The organism is Psychrobacter celer, assembly GCF_016107555.1.
Taxonomy (GTDB): Bacteria; Pseudomonadota; Gammaproteobacteria; order Pseudomonadales; family Moraxellaceae; genus Psychrobacter; species Psychrobacter celer.
Genome location: NZ_JABASU010000008.1, coordinates 23365 through 46433, shown reverse-complemented (window position 1 = coordinate 46433; position 23069 = coordinate 23365). Strand labels below are relative to the sequence as shown.

Genomic DNA, 23069 nt, shown 5'->3' with positions numbered 1-23069 from the left:
GCATCCTATGAGCCGTGACCGTGCCGTACAACAGCGCCAACCCAAAGCATTGGCTGTCGATGACGAGCCTGCCTATATCACCGAGTTTCGCCAAGCCATGCTAGCACGTGGTTTGGCAACGCGTACCCGTAATGCTTATGTGCGCGACTTGCGTTCTTGTGAGTTGACCAACCCACTCGCCCTGACCCGCTGGCAGCCTGATGATGTGCTGCACTGCCTTTCGCTGCTTGCCCAAGATGGTAAAACCCCACGCACCCAAGCGCGTATGCTCTCAAGCCTGCGCCAGTTCTATCTATGGATGATAGCCAGCAATCTGCGCGAAGACAATCCCTGCGAGCGTATCAAAAGCCCAAAGCTTGGACGTCCGTTACCAAAGGATTTGGCCGAGGCTGATGTCGATAATCTCCTTGCCGCACCTGATACCAGCACCGCACTTGGCCTACGGGACAAGGCCATGTTAGAGGTGCTCTATGCCTGCGGCCTGCGCGTCAGTGAGCTGATTAATTTATCGCTTGAGCAAGTCAATCTAAACGCAGGCTGGCTACAAATCACAGGTAAAGGCAATAAAACCCGACTGGTGCCCCTTGGTGAATATGCAAGCGATGCGCTAGAGGACTATCTTTCTTACGGGCGTGGCGATCTGATTGCACATCTCAAGTCAGGCAATTGCCAAGCAGTGTTTTTGACGGCGCAAGGCGGCTATATGACGCGGCAAAACTTTTGGTATCTTATCAAGCGTTACGCCAAAGTAGCTAGTATTGATAAGGAACTATCACCGCATACCTTACGTCACGCCTTTGCCACCCACCTACTCAACCACGGTGCTGACTTGCGCAGCGTACAGCTATTGCTTGGACATAGTGATTTGTCTACCACACAGATTTATACGCATGTGGCGACAGCGAGACTGCAAAAATTGCATGCCGAACATCATCCACGCGGCTAATATTGAACGGTCAACATAAAAACTGACTATTTATTGAAGATTATAAGAGGAATATAACGTGTCGCAAGCTCAGCCATCTTTGCAGCCTACGCTCACCAAAGGGCAGCATGCTGCCCTCAAAAACTTGACCATAACGGGTTATTTAGAAGGCACGTCTTTTTTATTATTGCTTGGTATCGCTATGCCACTAAAATATATGCTCGGCATTTCTGAGGCGGTGACATATATCGGTATGACACATGGCGCACTATTTATCGCTTATATCCTGATGCTGCTGCTCACAGCCAGCAAAATAAAGCTGCCGCTATGGGCCATGCCGGCTGGCGTGCTCGGCTCATTTTTGCCATTTGGCCCGTTTGTGTTTGATTATTTACTGAAGAAGAGTTTGGGGAAGTAATATTAAAAAATTTCAATGACTCAAACCTATACTTATGTGGTGAAAGCGAGATTGTAGATTTGATATGCAGAGCACAATCTGAGATAGAGGCGGTAAAGTATAGAATCTGCTCTATCAATGCCTAGCTGCAAACTGACCCTTTTCTCGCTACAATACCTGCCATAGCTTATTAACCTTTTACCTATCTACTATCCGAGAATCCCATGAGCCACTCTACAAACCACCGTCCCCCTGCCGACCTGCTAAAAAATGCTGAACACTGGCGCGAAGACATTCATTTTCGCCAAGAGGTACTGGGTAAACCGTTTGATTTTTCGACCACTTGGGGTATTTTTTCACCACAAAAGCTCGATGACGGTAGCCTAATGCTGCTCGATTATGTGGATTTTCGGGCGGATGATGATTCGATCGATTTAGGCTGCGGCTATGGCGTGCTCGGCATGACGGCAGCGCGTGAGTGCCCGAACGGTCAGCATACACTTATTGATAAAGACTTTATGGCGGTAGAATATGCGCGCCGTAACTGCGTGCAAAACGGTCTAAAAAATGTCGATGTACATTTATCAAACGGCTTCAATCATGTGGCAGCGGACAAAGACTTTAGCCTTGTGATGTCAAACTTGCCAGCCAAAGTCGGCAAAGAGCAGCACTATCTATACTTCCTCGATGCCTATGCGCGCATGCGTCAAGGCGGGCGGTTTTATGTGGTGACCATCAATGGTTTGCGCCAGTTTATGAAGCGCTCGTTTACCGAAGTGTTTGGTAATAGCGAAAAGGTCAAACAGGGCAAAACCTATACCATTACTATGGCGACCAAAGAATAAGCTTCAGTAACTTAAAAGCTGCACAAACAAAAATCCCGCCAACACATCAGCATGTTAGCGGGATTTTTGTTTTTTATTCTCTTGCTTAGGGCATTAAAGATGGCATACCACCTACCACATGGTCTTACATCTGCCGTTTTATCAGATAAAAACCCAAGGCGGCGCTACCAAGTATCGGTAATAGCACCATCAATAATGGCGAAAATCCTGTCGCTAATGAGATAAAGCCGACCAAATCTTGCACATAGCTAAATAGCAAACCAAAGAGTAGCGCGACGACGATACGCAGACCCAAGCTGTGCGTACGCAGCGAGCCAAAGACAAATGAGCAAGCAACGATCACCAGCGATAAAATCGATAGCGGCGACAGCAGCTTTTGCCAAAATGCCAGCTCATGCTCTAAAGAGCGATTGCCCTGCCCTCGCATAAACTGACGATGCTCATATAGTTGCGTCAGAGACAAATCCTCTGCCTTACGCGTCAGTAGATACACCGACTCTGGGGCAAATGGCAAACTGAGCGTATCGGAGGCGAATACAGCTTGCCTACTCTCAAAGCCTTGGTTGATACTAAGCGTGGTCATGTCATTGAGTTGCCACTCGTAACGATACTGTCCGCTCGGCGTGCCGCTGCTGCTATCCAGAGCTTGCCGACCGACATATTGCCCATCTTTGGCATGAATAGCGGTTTGCAAGTTGCCATCATTGTCCAAATGCCAGCGCTTCACCTCACCGATGTTGCCTTGTACGTCGGCATAGTCGATATATAAAATATCGCTGCCAGCAGGCTTTGTACTGCCATCTTGTGCATTTTCAAAGCGTGGCTGCACCGTCCAGTAGCCGCGTACCGAGGTCACAAGCGAGCGGCTGTCTTCATCATTGATGTCTTTTGCCAACTGATTGGAATGTGGCAAGACAAACTGATTGATCGCTAAGGCAAGCAGCACAAAAATCAGAGCGGGTTGTAGCACCCAACCGACGATGCGATAGATACTGACGCCAGCGGCACGCATGACGACCAGCTCGCTTTTGTTGGCCAGCAGCCCCAAACCTACGACCGCCCCAAGTAGCGCCCCTGTCGGAATAAATTGCTCTAAAAAGTAAGGCGAGCGATAAAAGATATACTTAATCGCCTCACTCATCGTATAGCTATCATCGAGCGAATCAAGCTCGGATAAGTAAGAAAAAATAAGCTGCAAGGCCCATAGACCGACAACGGCCCCGATGATAGCAAGCAACGCATTGCGTCTGACATAGCGGCCGAGCACTTTTAGTTGACCGGGTTTTTGGGCCAGTGGCTCGGCGCTTGGGGTTTTGGCAAATAAGGAGCGCATTACGATTGCCCTCCTGACATGCTGTCATTTGGATTGGCGCGACTGTCGGCCACTGTTTGCGGCTGCTGAGGTTTGCGAAAGCGCAGGCGATGCTGCACGCGGCTGCCCCAGTTCATATACAGCGCCAACGCCATAAACCCTAAGATTAGCCACGCATACGCCCACACGCTGACGCTGCCTTTACTCACCGCATTTTTGAGCGAAATGATACCCAGTGCACAGCTGACAAACAATAAAATCGCGGGAAACAAACGCAACCAGCGACCTTGACGGGGACGCACTTGTGCCAGCGGTACCGCCAGCATCGGCGCGATAATCATCAGCCAAGGCAACGCAAAACGATAACCGAGCTCACCTTGCGCAGCGCGCTTGGCCTCGACCGTGCTCACTTGTGTACTGCCGCTACCGGTTGCCGCTTGCCACAACGGCCCGATGGCTTGGGTTTCGATATTGTCTTCGGTGATGACGTCTTTGGCAGACTCAGTCAAGCTGATACGGTAGCGATCAAAGCCTACTTGATTGTACTTTAGACTCCCTGCGCCGACTTCGTATCGTCGTCCTTGAAACAAATCCAATTGCGTCACGCCGCGGCTCCCTGTATCGACCTGCTCGGCACGTTTGGCTAAGGTGATGGTGTCTTTGCTGATATCATGATTGACGAGTGTCTTTGGCAGTTCTGGAATATCCAACTGCTCAGCGGTTTTGGGGTCGATGCGATTATCGACAGAGACCGCGGCGCTTTGATCACGCTCATTTTTTGCTGTATTGGCCGCCGCGTTTTTGGGCTGACTGCCTTTTTCTGGTTTTTCTGATTGAATCAATATCACATCTTGCAGCTGCTTTTTGTCCTCGCTCAGACTGCCGACATACAGATGATAATTACCATTACTGATAAACTCTTTTGGGCGAATCAAATCAAAGGCACTGGTCAAGGCTTGCTGTTGCCACACCGCCTCAGATGAGCGCACCCCCCACGGCTTACCAACGATAGACAAAGCCGCCTCGCCGACAAACAGCGCGAGGATAAATGGCGTCATCAAGCGTGCCAGCTTACCACGCGACACACCGCTGGCATTGATGACTGCCATTTCTTGATCGACATATAGACGGCCAAATACCAGCATCAGCGCAATAAAAAACGCCAATGGCAAGATAAGCTCTAAAAAGTACGGCAGATTGTAGCCGATAATGGTAAATAACAAACTGATGTCTAAGCGACCTTCAGCGGCTATCCCAAAGTAACGAATCAAGCGCCCACCGAGCATCATCACCACTAAAAACCCCAACACCAAAGCGGTGGTCGAGGCAACTTGTTGGGTCATGTAGCGGCGTAATATCACAATAGGGACTCTTAAACAGTTGGTATGCGCGTGCTGTATGATAGAGCGCTGGCTCAGGCGTGGCGCTTATATGACTATTATAATGGGCTTTTTTGGGCGGCAGGTTTGTACCGCTCGCCGATAGTTAACGGATAATAACAACTAACAGTAGTATCGTTAGCGATACTACACAAATATAAGCCTTGAATATAACCGTTAATGCTAGCATGTTTTGGCAAAAAATGGCTGTGAAAAATGTGCTAAAACATTACCTAACACTTGCTAAGATTGAGGCGGTGGTTTATGCAGCCTTTGCTCTTAAGATCGCGCAGCAAATATATACGAAAACATTACTTAACCGATGCCGACAGCACGCTGATTACCTGATATGCTACACTACAACAAACGCCCAACCTTCCAATGCTTTGACTGAAGCTTTGACTGAACCAATGGCTTAATCTTGGATTTTATCGTTGGTTTGAGCACAGAGATCAGATATCGGCTGGGCAAGATGACTCTATGTTTTTATCACCTCAAACCATACACATAATCTCAGGCAGCATCTGGCAGTCACTTGTCGTGCGGCTATTGCACTGAGTCTGTGAGACATTAAGCTTACGAAAAACTAAGCTGGTGATAAACGGCCGCTTGGCTCGGTGATAATTGATTTAACTGATTGAACAGCTTAGCTATTTAGTTTAATAATCTGATTGTTTCGTACCCCGATTAAAAGGCGGCATCTATTGACCATTCAAATAAGGATAACTATATGAATATCAAATTAACTCAGCAGCTCCCCAAAACCCATACCCAAAAAATCCTCAAAAAAGAAGCGAAGAGTAAAGACGCGGCTTGTTTGGTGGTGTTGGTGGATGACAAAAAAAATCTCTTCGCTGAGTCTGCGCTAGCTGACTATAGCGCTCGTATTGAGCAATTGATGGAAGTGTCACACTTTAGTGGTAAGGCCTGCGAAACCGTTGCTGATTTGGCATTGGCCGGTGACAAAAAAACCACCAAACAAAACCCAGTTCAGTTATTGTTGGTCGGTGTCGGTAATATCGATAAGATCAACCACACTGCCCTACAAAAAATCGCCAAAACCATCTATAACAATACGCAAAAACGCGTCGCCTCTATCACGGTCGCGCTCGGCGATGATCTAGAAGAAAACCACTTTGGCCAATTTGCGCTAAATCTACTAGCGGCCAGCTATCGTTTTGATAAATACAAGTCTGAGCAAACCACACCGGTACTTACAGATGTGTATTTGTTGGCCGATGCAGCATTGCAGCCAGCGCTAGACTTCGCGCAAGCGGTGTTCGCCGGTCAAAGCTTGACTCGTGACGTCGCCAATGAGCCAGGCAATATCTGCTTTCCAGCGTATATGGCAGAACAAGCCCAAGCGCTTGCAAAGACCTATCCTGACCTCCTAAAAGTGACGGTGCTGGGCGAAGATGAGATGTCGGCGCTTGGCATGAACTGCTTTTTAGCGGTGGCTAGAGGCTCTAGCAAAGAAGGCAAATTGGTACTACTCGAGTATCGCGGCAAGTCTAACTTTAGTGCCAAAGCAGGCGCGACTGATACTTACACAGCCGGCAATAGCAGTGCAAAAGTCACCGGTGGTCTAAAAGCGTTGGCTGACAAGCTCCCCACCAAACTGCCTAGCAAAAAATCAGACAAAAACACTGATAGCAGCCATGACGATGCGCCTATCGTGTTGGTCGGTAAAGGCGTGACCTTTGACTCAGGCGGTATCTCTATCAAGCCAGGCGCGGCCATGGATGAGATGAAGTTCGATATGGGCGGCTCAGCGTCTGTATTGGGTACCATCAAAGCGCTGTGCGAAGCGCGTCTACCAATTAATGTCGTGGGGGCACTTGCTTGTGCAGAAAACATGCCATCAGGTGAGGCCACGCGTCCTGGTGATATCGTCAAAGCCATGAACGGCAAATCGGTTGAAATCTTAAACACCGATGCTGAAGGTCGTTTGGTGTTGGCCGATACCTTATGCTACGTCCAGCGCTATCAGCCAAAAGCCATCATCGATGTGGCGACGTTGACGGGCGCTTGCGTGGTGGCCTTAGGGCATGTACGCTCAGCGGTCTTTAGTAATGATGAAGATGTGTTGTTTGAATTAGAAAACGCCAGCTACTCATCAGGTGACCTCATCTGGCACATGCCATTAGATGACGACTATCAGGCACAGCTTGACTCACCCATCGCTGATATGCAAAACATCGGTGGTAAAGGCGCAGGTGCTGTAACCGCAGCTTGCTTCTTATCACGCTTCGTCGAAGAAGGTCAGCCATGGGCGCACCTAGACATCGCAGGCACCGCATGGAACTCAGGCAAAGATAAAGCGGCAACCGGTCGCCCTGTGCCTTTATTTATGCAGTACTTAAAAAACAGCGCAAACAACGCTTAATGCAGTGATGATGACCAATTTATGAACGTAAGTTTTTATGTATTAAGCGAGCGTAAAGCCCAAGAAATCTTGGGCTTTATTTGTCAGCTGACCCAAACGGCGCTCAATAAAAGCAGCCAATCGCTACTGATTTTGTCTCAAGATGAGGCATTACTCAGCTTGCTTGATGAAGCGCTATGGACGCACGACGCGACCAGCTTTATCCCGCACCAGCGCCTTTTGGGCCGCGATCCTCACTCCATAGAACCTGATACGATGGAGTCTGATGCCGCAAAGCCTGTTACCTCCGATATCGATGAGGCAGTATCAGCGCCCGTCATGCTCGGCAGTTATATGCCAGCGGACTTCTCAGGTATCGTTCTCAATACCACATTGCAGCCTGTCAGCGATTTTATAGCCGCGACCAGTCCTGCCAAACCCACTCGAATACTTGAGCTGATAAAACCTGATGCCAAAAGTATGCAAGAAGGCCGTCATAAATATAAGCATTATAAACAGCTTGGCTACGAGCTGACGCACTATACGGTGTAGCTTATACAGTTGATTTGTTCTAAAGACGACACAACGCTACTGCTATACATGTTCCTTGCGGGCTGTCTGCTGGTTTGTTTTCCAGCTTTGCTATCTTAACTTTGTCTCATTAGCTTTATTTTATCAGTCGCCTTGCTCAGTTTTCCCCGCGCGCCTGCCTGCCTTTCCTTTCCTTTCCTTTCCTTTCCTTTATTTTACCTACCCTTTTTATGGTTTTTACAGCGTGGTTGGGTTGGTTGCCGTCTGATTTGCCGCGTCCAGTCTGACTGGTAGGCGAGTATCCGAAAAAATGCTACTATCCTCCGATTGTTTTTCTATTTTTATGATTCATTTACTTCTGACTGACTAACTCGAGGGTGTACAAATGCGTTCATTGATTGCGATGTACCAGCGTATAGGGCTGGTACCGCTCATTATTATCGGTTTAATATTAGGGGTGCTAATAGGCTGGCTAGCACCAAGCGTTGGTATCGCCTTAGGATTGTTGGGGACGCTATTTGTCGGTGCGCTAAAAGCAGTCGCGCCGATATTGGTCTTTGTGCTGGTGATGGCGGCGATTAGTCAGCATCGTAGTGGCAACGAAGTGTATGTCAAACCAGTGCTCATCATGTATATGTTTGGCACATTTTTGGCAGCATTGACCGCTGTCGGCGCCAGTTTTTTATTCCCAACTGAGCTGGTACTCGTCAACGCAACTGTCGAGCAAGTACCACCGGCCAACCTCAAAGAAGTATTGACCAACTTGCTGATGAATCTGGTGGCAAACCCTGTCAATGCCATCGCTGAGGCCAACTATATTGGTATCTTGGCTTGGGCGATTATCATCGGCTTTGCACTGCGTCAAGCCAGCGATACCGCGCGTACTGTCGTCGGCGACTTTGCCAATGCCATCTCACAAGTGGTGAAATGGGTCATCGCTCTCGCGCCTTTTGGTATCTTAGGTTTGGTTGCCAATACAGTCGCTGAGACAGGCTTTGCATCATTGGCAGGTTATGCTCGTATCTTGATGGTATTGGTCGGCTGTATGATATTTATTGCCCTCGTTGCCAACCCTATTATCGTCTTACTCAAAACCGGCAAAAACCCTTACCCTCTGATATTTACTTGCCTGCGTGAGTCAGGGATTACAGCATTCTTTACGCGTAGTTCGGCGGCCAACATCCCTGTAAACATGAACCTTGCACGCAAACTGGGCCTACACGAAGACACTTACTCTGTCACCATTCCACTTGGTGCAACTATCAATATGGCAGGGGCGGCGATTACCATCAACGTCTTGACGCTGGCGGCAGCGCATACGCTCGGTATCGAGGTGAGCTTTGCCTCTGCGCTCTTATTGAGTTTGGTCGCGACCATTAGTGCTTGCGGTGCCTCTGGGGTCGCTGGTGGGTCGTTATTGCTGATTCCTCTGGCTGCAAGCCTCTTTAGTATCCCCAATGACATTGCCATGCAAGTGGTTGCCATCGGCTTTATCATCGGCGTGATTCAAGACTCGGCCGAGACCGCGCTCAACTCGTCAACTGACGTCTTGTTTACTGCGGCAGCCGATCCTAAATACGCGCGTTAAGCCGGCGCAATCCGTATCTGTACATCACACACTGTAAAATAAAAGGCCTCAATGATCGCAATGAGGCCTTTTTTATGAGCGGTGCTTTATCAATGGTTTTGTTACTTTAGATACTCAGTATCCACTTCAATGATTGGCGTCTGTCCTTCTAGCTGACGTTTGAGCTGACGCAGCTGCTCGACTTCTTCTAATAGCTCCAGTATCAGGCCGATCGCGGGCACACTGGCATCAAAGTCACGGCTCAGACGAGAGGCGCGGCGCACCGTGGTGAGCTGATAGCCGGTAAACTGCTCACGCTCTGGCACGTCGTACTCGATGATGTTTTCTTCCATCAGCTCGATGACCCATTGACGCTCTTGACCACAGGCAGATACCAGCTCATCCAAGCTCATGATAATATCGGTAAATTCAGACGAGTGTTTCATTATTATTATCCTCTTTTGGTTGCTATCCTTATTTGTGCTTTATGTCATCGTGATCGTTTTCATCTCTCCCCGTTATCGCTTTTCGCTGATCTCTGTCGATAGCAGCGCGGCAGCTATCAGCGATTAATACTGGTATCAGCAAAGGCTTGCTTTAGCTGCTCATAGGCTTTTGTCACAGCCTCTCTATTGCTATCAGTGATATCAGGGTTGACGATATTGAGAGTTAAGTATAAGTCGCCCGCTTGTTTGGCAGGGATGCCCTTACCTTTTAGACGTAAATTGCTACCAGATTTACTATTTTTGGGGATGGTCACGCCAAGGGTGCCAGCGGGCGTACTGACATTGATTTTGCCACCCAATGCCGCTTCCCATGGCGCGATATTTACTGTCTGATAGACATCAGCGCCCTCGATACGGATATTGGGGTCGTGGCGAATTTTCACCTTTAAAAACAAATCACCGTTTTTGCCGCCACCCATGCCAGCTGAGCCTTGACCTGCTAGGCGGATTTGCTTGCCATCAGTGATGCCTTTTGGGATTTTAATCTTAAGGGTTTTATTTTCATAATCCACGCTGCCATCGGGCTGGCGTACCGGCACGTTTAGTTTGATGCTATAGTCGTCACCGCTATAGACTGAGGCCAAGTCCACCGCAATCTCGGCGTGCTGATCTTGGCCTTTATTATCCTGCGCGCCAAAGCCACCCCCAAACTGCTCGAAGCCGCTACCTTGCGTGCGGCCTCCTGCCTGTCCACCAGCTGAGCCACGCGCGCCGCGACCAAATGCCGAAAATATATCATCAAAGCGAAAGCCGCCATCGCCAAAGGCTTGTCCATCACCAAACTGATCTTTGATATCCTCCCAGCGAAAACCACCTTGTCCGCCTGCCGACTGACCACCAAACCCGCCAAAGCCACCAGCGCCGCCTTGACCGGCAAAGGGGTTGTCTAGCATAGCATCATATTGCGCACGCTTGTCTTTATCTCTAAGCGTTTCATAAGCGTTGTTGATTTCAGCAATTTTATTATCCGCGTTTGGGTCGTCGCTCACATCGGGGTGATACTGACGAACCAGTTTACGGTATTTTTTTTTGATATCAGCGTCTGAGGCGTCTTTTTTGACCCCCAAAATGTCGTAGTAGTTTTTTTCTGCCATATTATTTTTTCCTTATCGCATTTATTATTAACGATTTACTTAATACATAATATAGGGATGATGCGGCAATATTTCATTTCTTTACCTATAAACATAACTTTGATCTTTAAGATATTACCAATAATGATGCCAAGCGATACTAGCATTTGTATTATCTAAACCGCTTAAAGCATTATAATCAGCTTGTGTCTCTATATTAGCGTGTGTCACTATGATTCTGGCATCATTGTTCTTTGATAACTGTTGCCGTAATGTCAATTTAGTGAGGGCAATGGAGGCACGTCCCTCTCGTTTAGAGGCACTATAAGACAACTCAGCACTTTGAGTATCACGTTTAGCGCGCAAACCAAACTCAACCCCTATATCTGCATGCCGGTCTTGATCGTGGACTGTTGCATTTACCATACCATAACCAAGCATGTGCTTACCAAATTTTGCACCGGCTCCCATGCCAGCTTGCGCATAAGGACTGTGGTTGCTACCAGTAAACAAGTCTGTGCGCACGCCTGTTTTTAATTGCCAAGACAATTTGGGTTCGCCTGATAACGGTTGTCTCAAGTTTTCGATCTGCTGCATGTCTAAAAAGACAAAGTCTGTCAGCGTCCATTTGCTATCATCAAAATCATAACCTAAAGAGGCTTGTACTGCTTCAAACCGTTTAGCAATATCAGTGTAAGCGTTGAGAGGATCTTTCACAAATAGTGATAATCCCACCTGCGCACGCTCATCAGATAAAATTACTTTGGTTTGCGTGGTTTTGTTACTGAGTGCGGGTGACGCTTTATTAGGTACAACCAGCTTAGCTAAACCATCACTGGCTGGTAGCGCAAAACGTTGGCTCAACAATTCATTTTTAAATGCTAGCTGCTCTGGGGTATTGTCTTGTGATATTTTATAGGTGCGATGTAAGATTAGAAAATCAAGCGCAAGTGCTCTGTCATCGGTATTCAGCGTGGCAAGCGGTGCGGTATTTTCTGTACGAATGACTTCATTAACAATATTTTGTATTGGCTTTGATAGTTGTACAAACTTCTCTCGCAACTGTGTTTGCTCAGAAGGTAGGTAACGTACCGAGGAAACTAACGATCCTGTGCCACTATCATGCTCTAACAACTGATCAAATATATAATCTGGCGCGTACCAAGGGCCTATGCGCTCAGTCGTTTTTACATCGCTTATCAGCTCTAATATCTCTCCTGAACGATAACCACAGTTTTGTTTGATGAAGTAATAATCAAATCGAGCGGATTTTGCTTCGTATAAATGGTAGTTGAGTAATTGCGTTTCAAATGCTTCAAGATTTAGCACATATTCCCACATATCTCGTTGCTCGTTTTTGGAGTACACGGCATCTTGCTTAAAAAATTCCGTCTCCGAAAAACCCGCATCGTAGAGTCCAAAGAGCCCCTTAATAGCGTACATTGCTCCGTTCTCATTGGCTGGAATGCGCGCGCCAAAGTTGTATGAATTATTAAGTAAATCCTCGCTTGAAAGCACTTTGACTTCTTTGTTCATACTGTCTTCAGCCTCTGCAGCCATACTGGACTTTACCAATACATGACCGAACGAAGAGGCTGGATTTTTTAAGTAATTACTGACTAAGATTAGGCTTATCTCTTGATTGGGATCTGGCAGCAGCGGGCAATCTTTTAGATTACTATTTAGTTCGGGTAAATGGTGATTAAGCCATAAATATCTGGCTGGATACTTACAAACAACGCTCTCATTACTTGCCTGCTCTATCGTTGCCATCAGTTCTGCATAAGGATCAAAATTGCGTTTTGAGCGTGGTTTTGGATTGGTTAAATAAAAATCTGGTGAAATAACTTCAGCTTTGCCATTTTTGTAAAATAGTAAATGTTGCCATTGAGAGTGCTTAGATAATGCTTTTAGCTTGGCAAAAGTGGTAGCTGTGTTTTTACTGAGTTGTCGTTTTTCTTCAATAATGGTTTTATCACTAGGCATCTGCATGCCCTGCTCTTTCGCTAATGAAATATCCTGTCCGTTAGCAAGCATGCGTGGTTCAGAAGTCTCATTATTATCAGCATTCCCATCGTGAGTAAAAATACTATTGTCTTTTTCTTCAACTACTATCGAATCCATTACCGAATTCATTAGGTAGGGTTCAGCGGCATAGACAGTAGGTACAGCAAGACAAGCTACGCACAAAAATATTTTTTGCATTTTTTATTAGCACCATAAACACATAAGCAATAAAAAACACGTAAGCACTAGGTTTACGTGTTTTTATCATTAAACAGTCAAAAGCTTAATCATTAAACCAATGACTTAATACGTTAAAACTGACAAGCTTTAGATAGCACAGCTTGTTTTAACGATGCTGAATAGCGCTTCTGCATTTTGATCTTGGGTAGCAGTGCGATATGCAGAAGTCTGTGCATATTGACCATACTGTGCACGTACACTAGCGGCCGAATCACAGTTAGCAACGCTTTGTAATGCTGATAAATGAGCACCTTGGCCTGAAGCTAGATCTTTTTCAACACTTGGGAAGGCTTCTTTAATCAAAACCGCAGCTCTGACGTTACCACCTTGGCAAGTTTCAGGAGACATAGAGTCAGAAGTAGCAGCCGTAGTACCTAAATCCCAAGTCACGTTAGAGATAATAGCTAAGATAGGGCTAGAATTACCAAACAAAGCACCACCAATACCACACTGCTTATAAATCTGCTCGATAGTGCGACCAGTTTCTGCAGTTTTAAATTTAGAACCAAGATCGGCATTAGCTGCGCTAAATGGAATCATGGCAGCAACAACTGAAGCAATTGCAATTTTTTTCAACATACAACTTCCTTAAAGAGTGATAAAAAACGAATTATCAAACCTTTACTCAAAATATCTTTAGTGACTACTCAATATTATGAAATAATGTTCAATCCTACATATTTTACAAAATTGTAAGAATATAGCAAGATTTTTTACATTAAATTAAAAGCTATTTTAGGTTGCTTTTACTGATATTCCAGCTATTAAACATATGGAACCACCCCTTGTAGCTCAAGGGTTCCCTATGATTTCCCTGAAGATAAAGGCCCAAATTCTATATAAACTCAATCATTATCATTATTCATTTTGATGCGATAACGCTGTTATATTTATGAGGAAACACATTTGTTCACTTAACGTCATGATAGTTTTCCACAGTGTGATGCCATATAAATCAACGTTTAGAAAACTGAATATACAAAACTGCCTGAATTATAAAAATGATTTTCTCGTATTCTAACCCTTATTTGAACTGGGGCGTTTTTTAACAGAGCCGTAAGGATACGACAATCTATGTGCTATAAAATGAATATAACTTTGATACTCACAGGGAGTATCGATGATATAGGCAAAGTTATCTGTCTATTTTATAAACTATATAAAGGTATTGAATGTCGTATTTAATCAAGTCTTTGGTTATCACCTTGTCACTGCTACTAAGCACCAGCGTTTTTGCAGGTAACACCAGTTATTATGGTAGCAAGTTTCACGGAAAGCGTACTGCCAGTGGCAGTATTTTTGATATGAATGCCTTGACCGCTGCGCATCGTACGCTGCCCTTCGGTACTAAGGTACAAGTGACCAATCAAAAGACAAAGCAAAGCGTGATCGTCAAAATCACGGATAGAGGGCCTTTTATACGAGGCCGTATTTTAGATTTGTCGAAAGCCGCTGCTGGTCAAATCAACTGCCAATTGTGCACCACTACCATGGAGATACTGTCTTATGGTGATGGTAAATACCGTAAAGAATAATGTGAAACAAAAGGGAGAGCCTATGCTCTCCCTTTTTTTATGTGTGGCGCTTTCTCTATAGTCGATACACTCTAAAAATGTAATAGCGCCACTAGGATGCTGTTTTTAAATGTAGGTTGCGCAGCCTCTGGGAACGCAGCACGCAAGTAAAATTTATACCAGTAGCGCATTTCAATCCATAACAGTTTTACATTCAGCTGACTATAGGTACGGCTCTATTCAAAACCCGCTTCCATTTCTTCCAGCGTTGTCATGGCCAGCAGTAATTTTTCTTCATTAGCGCTTTGCTGCTGCTGTAGGGTGCTTTGCTCATCCAGCAGTTTTAGCAAGTCCGCTTTTCGGCTTTCTTCATACAGACTGGTATCGGCAAGCTTTTCTTCTATGGCTGTCAGCGCCGTTTCAGTCTTAGCCAATACTTTTTCGGTATCTTCAATCTCGCGGCGAACCGGTGCAGTCAGTTTACGCTGTTCGGCGGCCATTTTGCGCTGCTCTTCTTTGCTCAAAGCAGGCGATGTAGGGTCGTCTTTGGCTGCTACAGTAGGCGCTGCTGTATTTGCTAGGCTATCGCGTGTTTCACGTGAAACAAAGTTTTTACTCTCTTTTTTGCTTTTTTTCTTACCTGCTGCTTTGTCTGAGCTATTTTCTTGTTTGCGCTTCTCGCTCAGCCATTTTCCGTAGTCGCTAATATCACCATCGAACGCATCGATTTGCCCGTCATGCACCAAATATAGCTCATCACAGACATTGGCAATCAGCTCACGATCATGCGAGACCAGCACTACCGCTCCCTTAAAGCCTTGTAAGGCCAGGGTCAGCGCCTGACGCATTTGTAAGTCCAAATGGTTGGTCGGCTCATCGAGGACCAGCACGTTTGGACGCTGCCAGACAATCAAAGCCAGCGTCAGACGAGCGCGCTCGCCACCAGAGAACAGCTCACTTGGCGTATCGATACGATCACCACGAAAATCAAAGCTACCGAGAAACGAACGCAAATCGGCGTCTGATGTCTTACCAGCTAGGCGGCGCATCATCTGTAGCGGGGTGGCCGCCGCATCTAAAGCGTCCATTTGATGCTGGTTAAAGTAGCCAAGTTTTAAGGTATCGGACACGCGGTAAGTACCTGACAAAATTTTCAGCTCGCCGACCAAGGCTTTAATCAAGGTCGACTTACCGGCGCCATTCATACCCAGTAGCCCAAGACGCGTATCAGGCGTAACCTGCACATTAGCGTTACGAAGCAAAGGCGTATCGCTATAGCCAATATCGGCGTGTGTCATCTCAATCAGCGGCGAGCTCATATTGGCTGGCTCATAAAAGCGAAAAGAGAATGGGTTGTCCGCTATCATCGGCGACAGCTCTGCCATACGCTCAAGCTGCTTGATACGGCTTTGTGCCTGTTTGGCTTTACTGGCTTTAGCACGGAAACGACGAATAAAGTCGTCCAAGTGGGCGCGGGTCGCTTGCTGTTTTTCAAACGCTTGCTGCTGCTGCGCCATACGCTCGTGACGGGTACGAATAAACTGCTGATAATTACCGGTATAAAGGGTGATTTTTTGTTGTTCGACGTGCAAGATATGACCGACGGTAGCATCCAAAAACGCTTGGTCATGCGAGATGACGATGACCAGTCCGGTATAAGCATTGATCCAAGTCTCAAGCCAGAGAATGGCGTCTAAGTCTAAATGGTTGGTCGGCTCATCGAGCAACATCAAATCAGCGCGGCTCATCAAGGTTTTGGCGAGGTTTAAGCGCATGCGCCAGCCACCCGAAAACCCTGAGACAGGCAGCTCGTGCTGACTAGTGTTAAACCCAAGGCCTGCCATGATTTGTGCCGCTTTGGTCGGTGTACGGTAGCCATCGATTTCATCGAACTGCTGATGCAACACCCCAATTTGCTCATCACTGACAGCGCTTAAATCATTGAGCGCAGCATTAATCTCGTACCACTGCTCATCACCGCTCAACACATAATCAATCGCCGTCTGATCACTGGCTCCGACCTCCTGCGCCATGTGCGCCACCTGCCAACTATCAGGGATACTCACCTCGCCTTTGTCCAGCGTGACCTCGGTGTCCCCCGTACCCATCTGCGTAAGCAGTAGCGCAAACAAGGTAGATTTGCCGGTGCCATTATTGCCCGTTAGGCCGACTTTATGACCCGGATGGAGCTGAAAGCTTGCCCCTGCAAACAACTCTCGACCATCACGGCGTACGCTTACGTCTTTAAATTCGATCATATACTCTCTTCATCTCAACAATAATATAAAACTCAAGGCAATAAAAAACACACGTCTGGCATGTTTACTGGCGGCTATTATTTCAAACGCCTCACCGATAGGCAAACGATTAAATCACTATTTTAAAAGCAAATCTTGATTGCTATGATGGCTATCATCGCTAAACGTGGTCGGTAAACATAGTCGCCTCGGTGAGGCCGTACGGCAGCATCGCGAAGGCAGTTTTGTTTATTAATAGCGCATAACCAAGCGTCACTCTTGACAAACGAATCAACACCCCCATTATGATATACTGCGATACCATAAGTGCCCGTGGCCGAGCATGTATTTAGCGCGTGAGTGATGACACTTGTATTATATTGATAACGAGGATTGATAACGCGCGCATCGCTTTGCCATAATGACAGCATTCCATTGAATCAAACGCCGTGCGTATCTTTTTTTGCATGACTGTGCTTGCAAACCCAAACAGGACGACAGCCTTTGATCCTAGTAACTGAGGTAGATATGAACGAATCAGCCAATCAATTTAACCCAAGCGCCGCCCAGCCTGTAGACCCAACGGTTTTAAACCTAACGGACAGCGCCGCTCAAAAAGTGCGCCGCCTGCGCGAAGAAGAAGGCGATGACACCTTGATGCTGCGCGTCTATGTCACCGGTGGCGGCTGCTCAGGATTTTCTTATGGCTTTAATTTTGCCAATGACCTAAACGAAGACGACGCCAATTTTGATAATGGCGATGTGACCTTGGTCGTCGACTCGATGAGCTATCAATACCTGCAAGGCTCTACCGTTGACTACACCGAGGGCTTAGAGGGAGCGCGTTTTATCGTGACCAACCCCAACGCCACTACGACGTGTGGCTGCGGCTCGTCATTCTCTATCTAAATGACGCTTTTTTGCGGTTTGAAAACGACGGTTCAAGCACCTATGGATAAGTCTTCTATCTTATCTATAGGTGCTTTTTCGTCTCGTGCCTGCTCATTCGCTACATGGGCAGTAAACCAGACTGCTTTTTTCTGTGATTTGTGTGTCAATTTTTTTAATAAAACCAGCCAAAACCGCCTTGGATAAAGCTTATCGTATTTGTAATTGTCCGTGGTTTTCAGGACTGCTTTGAGCTAAACTGACCAAATTCTTCATCCTTATATTTACCTTTTTTATGGTCAAACACCCGTCGTGTTTTGGTCTGCCATAATCAATAACAATAGATGCCTATTATGAGTAATTTTGTGAGTAGCTTTGTGAACTTTGAAATCCCCAATTGGTTTGACCATCAGCATCTGACTGGGATGCTCCGCGGTATCGAAAAAGAAGGCTTGCGTGTTAAACCTGATGGTTTTTTGGCACAAACCCCGCATCCGGCCAAACTGGGCTCCAAACTTACTCATCCGTTCATTACCACAGATTACTCAGAAAGTCTGCTTGAGCTGATCACTGACCCAAAAACCTCTCCCAAAGAAACCTTAAACATGCTGCGCCAGCTGCATTTGCTGGTCTATCAAGGTATGCCTGAGGGTGAGCTGATGTGGCCGTTATCCATGCCGTGCATGCTGTCATCGAACGATGAAGATATTCCGCTGGCCGACTATGGCAGCTCTAATACGGGCAAGTTAAAAACACTGTATCGCAGCGGGCTTGGTATCCGCTATGGTCGCCGTATGCAGACCATCGCAGGCTTGCATTATAATTTGTCGTTTGGTGATGATTTGTTTGCGGCTTGGCAAGCAAAGACGCCAGCGGCGCAAAATCTGACGCTGACGGAGTTTAAAAACGATAAGTATCTTGGACTGATCCGTAATTTTAAGCGCCTAACCAGCTTGGTGCTGTATCTATTGGGAGCCAGCCCCAGCGTTTGTCCGTGTTTTTTGGCGGGGCGCGAGCATGACCTAGAGCGCCTCAATGACTCGACCTACTACAGACCTACCGCCACCAGCCTACGGATGGGCAAACTTGGCTACACCAACAGCGTACAAGAGCAGCTCGACATCCGCTACAACAACTTGCCTGAGTATATCAAAGGACTGCGCCGCGCGATTCAGACGCCGCATGAGAGCTTTAAAAAACTGGGTTTGGATGATGCAGACGGCAATCCTATTCAGATTAACAATCATATTTTACAAATAGAAAACGAGTACTATAGTCCTATCCGCCCCAAACAAATCGCCATGAGCGGTGAGACGCCAACCGAGGCACTAGAGCGCCGTGGTATCGCCTATGTCGAGTTTCGCGCCATCGATCTCGACCCGTATAGCGATGTCGGTATCCGTCTCTCTAGCGCTTGTTTTTTAGAAGTCATGGCGCTGTACTGTCTGCTAAATGACTCGCCTGACTTGCTCCCTGAGGAAGAAGAAGCACTGGCAATCAACCTTGAGCGCGTGGTAAACGAAGGTCGCCGCGAGGGCTTGCACATCATCAATAACAGCGAAGAGCAATCGCTTGAGAGCTGGATGCTTATGCATTTAGACCGTATGCAACCACTTGCCGAGCTATTTGACGCGCACTACGGTGGCAATGACTACCGAGCAGCCGTAGCCTTGATGCAAGGCAAAGCCAGTCATCCAGAATCGACGATTTCGGCGCAAGTCAATGCCGATAGCAAACGCTTGGGCAGCTTATGGCAACTTGGCTTTACCTTGGCAGAGCAGCATCGTGACGCGTTGTTGCAGCAGACCTTGAGCCCCAACACCCAAGCCAAATATGAGGTATTGGCAGAAAAGTCTATTTTGCAACAAGCAGAGATTGAGTCTGCCGAAACTGAAGACTTTATGGACTTTTTACAACAATACCGCTAGCAACCAACTTAACCACTGGTTTGATACCTTAGACAACGACCTAATAAGAGTGACTGTCCCATGCTACCGCTGACCACTTACCGCAATCTACAAGTATTTTTGGTCGTTATGGCCGTGATAGGTATGAGCTTTGCGCTGTTCTTTTTGCAGCGCTATATGGGGTTTACCCCTTGCCCGCTTTGTGTTTTTCAGCGTATCGGGCTGATTGTGATGGGCGTGTTTGCTCTGATGGCGGCTTTATTTCACCCCAAATCTATGGCGGTGCGTCTGGTATTATGGCTAGGTAGCTTGGTGGGTATTGGCTGGTCGACTGTAGTGGCAGGCCGTCACGTCTGGCTACAGCACCTACCTGCCGATCAAGTGCCTTCTTGTGGTCCGGGGCTAGACTACTGGCTAGATACCTTACCTATTTTGCAAGTGTTTAAAGAAGTTTTTGCAGGCTCTGGTGAGTGCGCCGCTATCGACTGGACGTTTATGGGACTGAGCATCCCTGAGCAGTCTTTGATTTTGTTTAGCCTATTGCTGGTCGTCCACGGTTTGGTGTTGTGGCGTATCGTACATCCTATCGCCTCTAAATAGTCCTCTTTATCCCCATATTATCCCCATGCCATACCGATACGCCTATCGGTATGGCATGGATTTATAAAAATAACCAATAACAAAAACGCTACAAAGATGTTCTAAACCTTTGATATCTTGTCACAGCTTATTCTATTTGCTGATAAGCAGACCTGCGTGACATACGCCGCTTTATAGAATTGCCAAGCGATTGAACGCTGTTTATCTACCTCAAAACCAACGATGAGTCACATGATAATCGCCTCATAAAAATCATGGTTTTTGATGGTTTGTCTGGTTTTTTCATTACTTCTCGATTTTGACAATACCCTGAACTGGCCGATATGATAGGCAGTCTTTTCAGATGTTGTTTAAAAAACTGTTTTTGGTGTGACCATGATATACCGTGCGCCTAGTTGCTCTTTTAATGTATCGACGATCAGACGCTTTCATCGTCTGCTCTTAGGTATACCGCTTTGCGTGTTGGTGATTGGCTGCGATAGCGCCTCTTCTAATACCAACAAAGAAGTGAGTACTAAAGTTGCGCCGGTCAATAACGCTGCAGACAGCAGCCCATCTACCGTCGATCTGGCAGACAGCCTATCTAAACCTAAGGCTGATGCCGACGAGCTCGACGCCGTAGAAGGTCGCTCACTGATCATGGCAGCGCAATCAACTGCCGATAGCAGCATTGACACTGTAGATAGGGATGGAGACACCGCCAATTATAGCTCGCTACAAGCCACGCTAATAGGCGACTACGGCGGTATGGTGCCCTGCTCTTTTTGTGAAAGTATCGATATCACCCTAAACCTATTTGCCGATGGCTCCGTCCTAAAAACCAGTCTGTATAACAACCCTTCCCAGCCCAAAGTCCCGACGATTGAGTCTGGCATTTATCGTCAAGATAACGACCTCATTACCATCGTTTATGAGCAAGAAAACATAGAGACCTACCGTATTCAAGACAATCATCTGATATTGATGGACAATGACAAACAGCTCGATGACGATTATGTTTTATCGCGTAAATAGCGTATCCGTTTGTTGCTGACTCATGCCTGTTATGATAAAGCCTCAATACTGCGCCTACCCACCATTAGGTGTTTTTTTATTGGTCATCGAACGACGTTTACTTTACAATGAATCCCACTTTTGGGCACCAAACGTTTGCACATCCAACCTTGCAAACGAACTCTAATCAGCAAGTCTAGCCAGCAAGTTTGCCCCGATAGATCTTATGTCTTTGGGTCTACCAGCTTGAGAGTCCACCTTTTTACTTCAGCACGTACGGAACGTCTATGCATATTCATATCCTTGGCATTTGTGGTACTTTTATGGGGTCGCTGGCATTGCTGGCGCGCGCGCTTGGGCACAAGGTTACCGGCTCAGATGCCAATGTCTATCCGCCGATGTCGACCCAACTACAAAATGCCGGCGTCGTCATCGAAGAAGGATACCTGATCGAGCATTTACAGCCGGCGCCAGACTTAGTGGTGGTAGGCAATGCCATGAAACGCGGTATGGATGTCATCGAGTACCTGCTAAACGAAGGACTGCGCTACACCTCAGGTCCGCAGTTTTTGTCTGAGCAAGTATTGCAGTCGCGTCACGTCATCGCAGTAGCCGGTACGCACGGCAAGACCACGACCACGACGATGCTCGCTTGGATACTGCACTATGCTGGTATCGATGCAGGGTTTTTGATCGGCGGGGTGCCACTGGTCGATACGCCTGACACGCACTTGCAGCAAGTGTTTGCCCACAGCAGCTATCTTGGTGCAGACAAACTTGCAGCGAATAAAGACAGTGAGGATAAAAACGGCGGCTATTTTGTCATCGAAGCCGATGAGTATGACTCTGCATTCTTTGATAAGCGCTCTAAGTTTGTCCATTATCGTCCGCGTACGGCTATCTTAAACAACCTTGAGTTTGATCATGCCGATATCTTTGCCGATCTCAATGCGATTCAAACGCAGTTCCATCATATGGTGCGCATGATTCCTAGTACGGGTAAAATCATCATACCTGCCGCCACAGCCAGCCTAGAGGACACCTTGGCAAAAGGCGTCTGGACGCCCGTCTGGCGCACCGCGATTGATGATACAAATATCACTGCCTCAGACAGCGCCACGGATGGTAGTGACTGGCATGCTAAGCTATTAACCGCTGACGGTAGTCGTTTTCAGCTCAGCTATCCTGCCGATAACGCAGCAGCGATTGTAGAGTGGTCGATGAGCGGTATGCATAATGTCAACAATGCCCTCGTCGCAGTCGCCGCCGCCTACGATGTGGGCGTGAGTGTAGAGACCGCGTGTGCTGCTCTATCAGACTTTGCAGGTATCAAGCGCCGTATGGAACTGATTGGTAATGTCGATGATATCTTGGTTTTCGATGACTTTGCCCATCATCCAACTGCGATCACCACTACCTTAGACGGTGCCAAAAAGAAGCTGGCGGACCGACGCATTTGGGCCATCATCGAGCCGCGTAGCAACACCATGAAGATGGGCATTCATCAAGACAGCCTTGCACAGTCAGCGGCGCTAGCCGACGATACGCTCTGGTATGAGCCGTCTGGGCTGGAGTGGGGGCTTAAAGAAGTTATTGATACCGCGATGGCCGAGGATAGTACCATCGGTCATCAGCAAGTACTTTGTAGTATTGAGGGTATTATTGAGCATCTCTGTGCGTATGCGCAGTCAGGTGATGCCATCGTCATTATGTCTAATGGCGGCTTTGAAGGAATTCATCAGCGACTACTCACCGCCCTGCGCGAGCGATAGGCGCAGCACAC

Annotated in this window: 19 protein-coding genes; 12 read left to right on the top strand and 7 right to left on the bottom strand. The window is 47.1% G+C overall.

Annotated elements, in window-relative coordinates:
* Window positions 1-7 precede the first annotated feature (7 nt).
* The 3 genes from xerD to JFC05_RS05750 all read left to right on the top strand — a co-directional run bounded on the left by xerD (window position 8) and on the right by JFC05_RS05750 (window position 2167).
* Complete coding sequence (gene xerD, locus JFC05_RS05760) at window positions 8-946, top strand: site-specific tyrosine recombinase XerD (protein ID WP_198336149.1); 939 nt, start codon at window positions 8-10, stop codon at window positions 944-946.
* Window positions 947-1004: 58 nt separating this feature from the next.
* Window positions 1005-1343 carry a DUF3817 domain-containing protein gene (locus JFC05_RS05755; RefSeq protein WP_198336148.1) on the top strand — a complete coding sequence of 113 codons (339 nt, stop codon included), beginning with the start codon at window positions 1005-1007 and terminating at the stop codon, window positions 1341-1343.
* A 203-nt stretch (window positions 1344-1546) separates the two neighbouring features.
* Window positions 1547-2167 (top strand): class I SAM-dependent methyltransferase, encoded by a 621-nt coding sequence (locus tag JFC05_RS05750; protein WP_198336147.1) that lies wholly within the window; start codon window positions 1547-1549, stop codon window positions 2165-2167.
* Window positions 2168-2291: 124 nt separating this feature from the next.
* Here JFC05_RS05750 and lptG read toward each other — a convergent pair whose 3' ends face one another.
* The gene (gene lptG, locus JFC05_RS05745; protein WP_198336146.1) at window positions 2292-3500 is read right to left on the bottom strand and encodes an LPS export ABC transporter permease LptG; all 1209 of its coding nucleotides are present in this window, start codon (window positions 3498-3500) and stop codon (window positions 2292-2294) included.
* Window positions 3500-4822: an LPS export ABC transporter permease LptF gene (locus JFC05_RS05740; RefSeq protein WP_198336145.1), complete on the bottom strand. Its 1323-nt coding sequence runs from the start codon at window positions 4820-4822 to the stop codon at window positions 3500-3502. The genes lptG and JFC05_RS05740 overlap by 1 nt, the downstream gene beginning before the upstream one ends.
* A 766-nt stretch (window positions 4823-5588) precedes the next feature.
* Here JFC05_RS05740 and JFC05_RS05735 point away from each other — a divergent pair.
* From JFC05_RS05735 to sstT, 3 genes are all read left to right on the top strand, one after another.
* Complete coding sequence (locus JFC05_RS05735) at window positions 5589-7244, top strand: leucyl aminopeptidase (protein ID WP_198336144.1); 1656 nt, start codon at window positions 5589-5591, stop codon at window positions 7242-7244.
* Between the two features lie 21 nt (window positions 7245-7265).
* Window positions 7266-7775 carry a DNA polymerase III subunit chi gene (locus JFC05_RS05730; protein ID WP_198336143.1) on the top strand — a complete coding sequence of 170 codons (510 nt, stop codon included), beginning with the start codon at window positions 7266-7268 and terminating at the stop codon, window positions 7773-7775.
* A 364-nt stretch (window positions 7776-8139) separates the two neighbouring features.
* Complete coding sequence (sstT, locus tag JFC05_RS05725; RefSeq protein ID WP_198336142.1) at window positions 8140-9342, top strand: serine/threonine transporter SstT; 1203 nt, start codon at window positions 8140-8142, stop codon at window positions 9340-9342.
* A gap of 101 nt (window positions 9343-9443) precedes the next feature.
* On the opposite strand, the gene JFC05_RS05720 is transcribed toward sstT, so the two are convergent.
* The 4 genes from JFC05_RS05720 to JFC05_RS05705 form a co-directional block, all read right to left on the bottom strand.
* A complete protein-coding gene (locus JFC05_RS05720; RefSeq protein WP_198336141.1) occupies window positions 9444-9767 on the bottom strand; it encodes a chaperone modulator CbpM in 324 nt (107 codons plus the stop codon).
* Between the two features lie 116 nt (window positions 9768-9883).
* Window positions 9884-10921: a DnaJ C-terminal domain-containing protein gene (locus JFC05_RS05715; RefSeq protein WP_198336140.1), complete on the bottom strand. Its 1038-nt coding sequence runs from the start codon at window positions 10919-10921 to the stop codon at window positions 9884-9886.
* Window positions 10922-11035: 114 nt separating this feature from the next.
* Complete coding sequence (locus tag JFC05_RS05710; RefSeq protein ID WP_198336139.1) at window positions 11036-13024, bottom strand: lipoprotein N-acyltransferase Lnb domain-containing protein; 1989 nt, start codon at window positions 13022-13024, stop codon at window positions 11036-11038.
* A gap of 210 nt (window positions 13025-13234) precedes the next feature.
* Window positions 13235-13726: a DUF3015 family protein gene (locus JFC05_RS05705; RefSeq protein ID WP_075101339.1), complete on the bottom strand. Its 492-nt coding sequence runs from the start codon at window positions 13724-13726 to the stop codon at window positions 13235-13237.
* 593 nt (window positions 13727-14319) lie between these two features.
* Between JFC05_RS05705 and JFC05_RS05700 the strand changes: the two genes are divergently transcribed.
* Window positions 14320-14682 (top strand): septal ring lytic transglycosylase RlpA family protein, encoded by a 363-nt coding sequence (locus tag JFC05_RS05700; protein ID WP_192994510.1) that lies wholly within the window; start codon window positions 14320-14322, stop codon window positions 14680-14682.
* A 215-nt stretch (window positions 14683-14897) separates the two neighbouring features.
* Here JFC05_RS05700 and JFC05_RS05695 read toward each other — a convergent pair whose 3' ends face one another.
* Window positions 14898-16919 (bottom strand): ATP-binding cassette domain-containing protein, encoded by a 2022-nt coding sequence (locus JFC05_RS05695; protein WP_198336138.1) that lies wholly within the window; start codon window positions 16917-16919, stop codon window positions 14898-14900.
* A 507-nt stretch (window positions 16920-17426) separates the two neighbouring features.
* Here JFC05_RS05695 and erpA point away from each other — a divergent pair.
* The 5 genes from erpA to mpl all read left to right on the top strand — a co-directional run bounded on the left by erpA (window position 17427) and on the right by mpl (window position 23058).
* Window positions 17427-17807, top strand: coding sequence for an iron-sulfur cluster insertion protein ErpA (gene erpA, locus JFC05_RS05690; RefSeq protein WP_105244487.1), 381 nt, complete (start codon window positions 17427-17429; stop codon window positions 17805-17807).
* A 332-nt stretch (window positions 17808-18139) separates the two neighbouring features.
* The gene (gene gshA, locus JFC05_RS05685; RefSeq protein ID WP_198336137.1) at window positions 18140-19714 is read left to right on the top strand and encodes a glutamate--cysteine ligase; all 1575 of its coding nucleotides are present in this window, start codon (window positions 18140-18142) and stop codon (window positions 19712-19714) included.
* Between the two features lie 60 nt (window positions 19715-19774).
* Window positions 19775-20293: a disulfide bond formation protein B gene (locus JFC05_RS05680; protein WP_198336136.1), complete on the top strand. Its 519-nt coding sequence runs from the start codon at window positions 19775-19777 to the stop codon at window positions 20291-20293.
* 375 nt (window positions 20294-20668) lie between these two features.
* A complete protein-coding gene (locus JFC05_RS05675) occupies window positions 20669-21307 on the top strand; it encodes a copper resistance protein NlpE N-terminal domain-containing protein (protein ID WP_198336135.1) in 639 nt (212 codons plus the stop codon).
* A gap of 266 nt (window positions 21308-21573) precedes the next feature.
* Window positions 21574-23058: a UDP-N-acetylmuramate:L-alanyl-gamma-D-glutamyl-meso-diaminopimelate ligase gene (gene mpl / locus JFC05_RS05670; protein ID WP_198336134.1), complete on the top strand. Its 1485-nt coding sequence runs from the start codon at window positions 21574-21576 to the stop codon at window positions 23056-23058.
* The last annotated feature ends 11 nt before the right edge of the window (window positions 23059-23069 follow it).

Bases quoted from the DNA above. Each gene is read 5' to 3' on its own strand.
- JFC05_RS05720 (WP_198336141.1), bottom strand. From the start codon at position 9,767: ATGAAACACTCGTCTGAATTTACCGATATTATCATGAGCTTGGATGAG.
- erpA (WP_105244487.1), top strand. From the start codon at position 17,427: ATGAACGAATCAGCCAATCAATTTAACCCAAGCGCCGCCCAGCCTGTA.
- JFC05_RS05700 (WP_192994510.1), top strand. From the start codon at position 14,320: ATGTCGTATTTAATCAAGTCTTTGGTTATCACCTTGTCACTGCTACTA.
- JFC05_RS05675 (WP_198336135.1), top strand. From the start codon at position 20,669: ATGATATACCGTGCGCCTAGTTGCTCTTTTAATGTATCGACGATCAGA.
- JFC05_RS05730 (WP_198336143.1), top strand. From the start codon at position 7,266: ATGAACGTAAGTTTTTATGTATTAAGCGAGCGTAAAGCCCAAGAAATC.
- JFC05_RS05740 (WP_198336145.1), bottom strand. From the start codon at position 4,822: ATGACCCAACAAGTTGCCTCGACCACCGCTTTGGTGTTGGGGTTTTTA.
- JFC05_RS05710 (WP_198336139.1), bottom strand. From the start codon at position 13,024: ATGGATTCGATAGTAGTTGAAGAAAAAGACAATAGTATTTTTACTCAC.
- JFC05_RS05735 (WP_198336144.1), top strand. From the start codon at position 5,589: ATGAATATCAAATTAACTCAGCAGCTCCCCAAAACCCATACCCAAAAA.
- gshA (WP_198336137.1), top strand. From the start codon at position 18,140: ATGAGTAATTTTGTGAGTAGCTTTGTGAACTTTGAAATCCCCAATTGG.
- JFC05_RS05695 (WP_198336138.1), bottom strand. From the start codon at position 16,919: ATGATCGAATTTAAAGACGTAAGCGTACGCCGTGATGGTCGAGAGTTG.
- xerD (WP_198336149.1), top strand. From the start codon at position 8: ATGAGCCGTGACCGTGCCGTACAACAGCGCCAACCCAAAGCATTGGCT.
- JFC05_RS05715 (WP_198336140.1), bottom strand. From the start codon at position 10,921: ATGGCAGAAAAAAACTACTACGACATTTTGGGGGTCAAAAAAGACGCC.
- JFC05_RS05680 (WP_198336136.1), top strand. From the start codon at position 19,775: ATGCTACCGCTGACCACTTACCGCAATCTACAAGTATTTTTGGTCGTT.
- sstT (WP_198336142.1), top strand. From the start codon at position 8,140: ATGCGTTCATTGATTGCGATGTACCAGCGTATAGGGCTGGTACCGCTC.
- JFC05_RS05705 (WP_075101339.1), bottom strand. From the start codon at position 13,726: ATGTTGAAAAAAATTGCAATTGCTTCAGTTGTTGCTGCCATGATTCCA.
- JFC05_RS05750 (WP_198336147.1), top strand. From the start codon at position 1,547: ATGAGCCACTCTACAAACCACCGTCCCCCTGCCGACCTGCTAAAAAAT.
- lptG (WP_198336146.1), bottom strand. From the start codon at position 3,500: ATGCGCTCCTTATTTGCCAAAACCCCAAGCGCCGAGCCACTGGCCCAA.
- mpl (WP_198336134.1), top strand. From the start codon at position 21,574: ATGCATATTCATATCCTTGGCATTTGTGGTACTTTTATGGGGTCGCTG.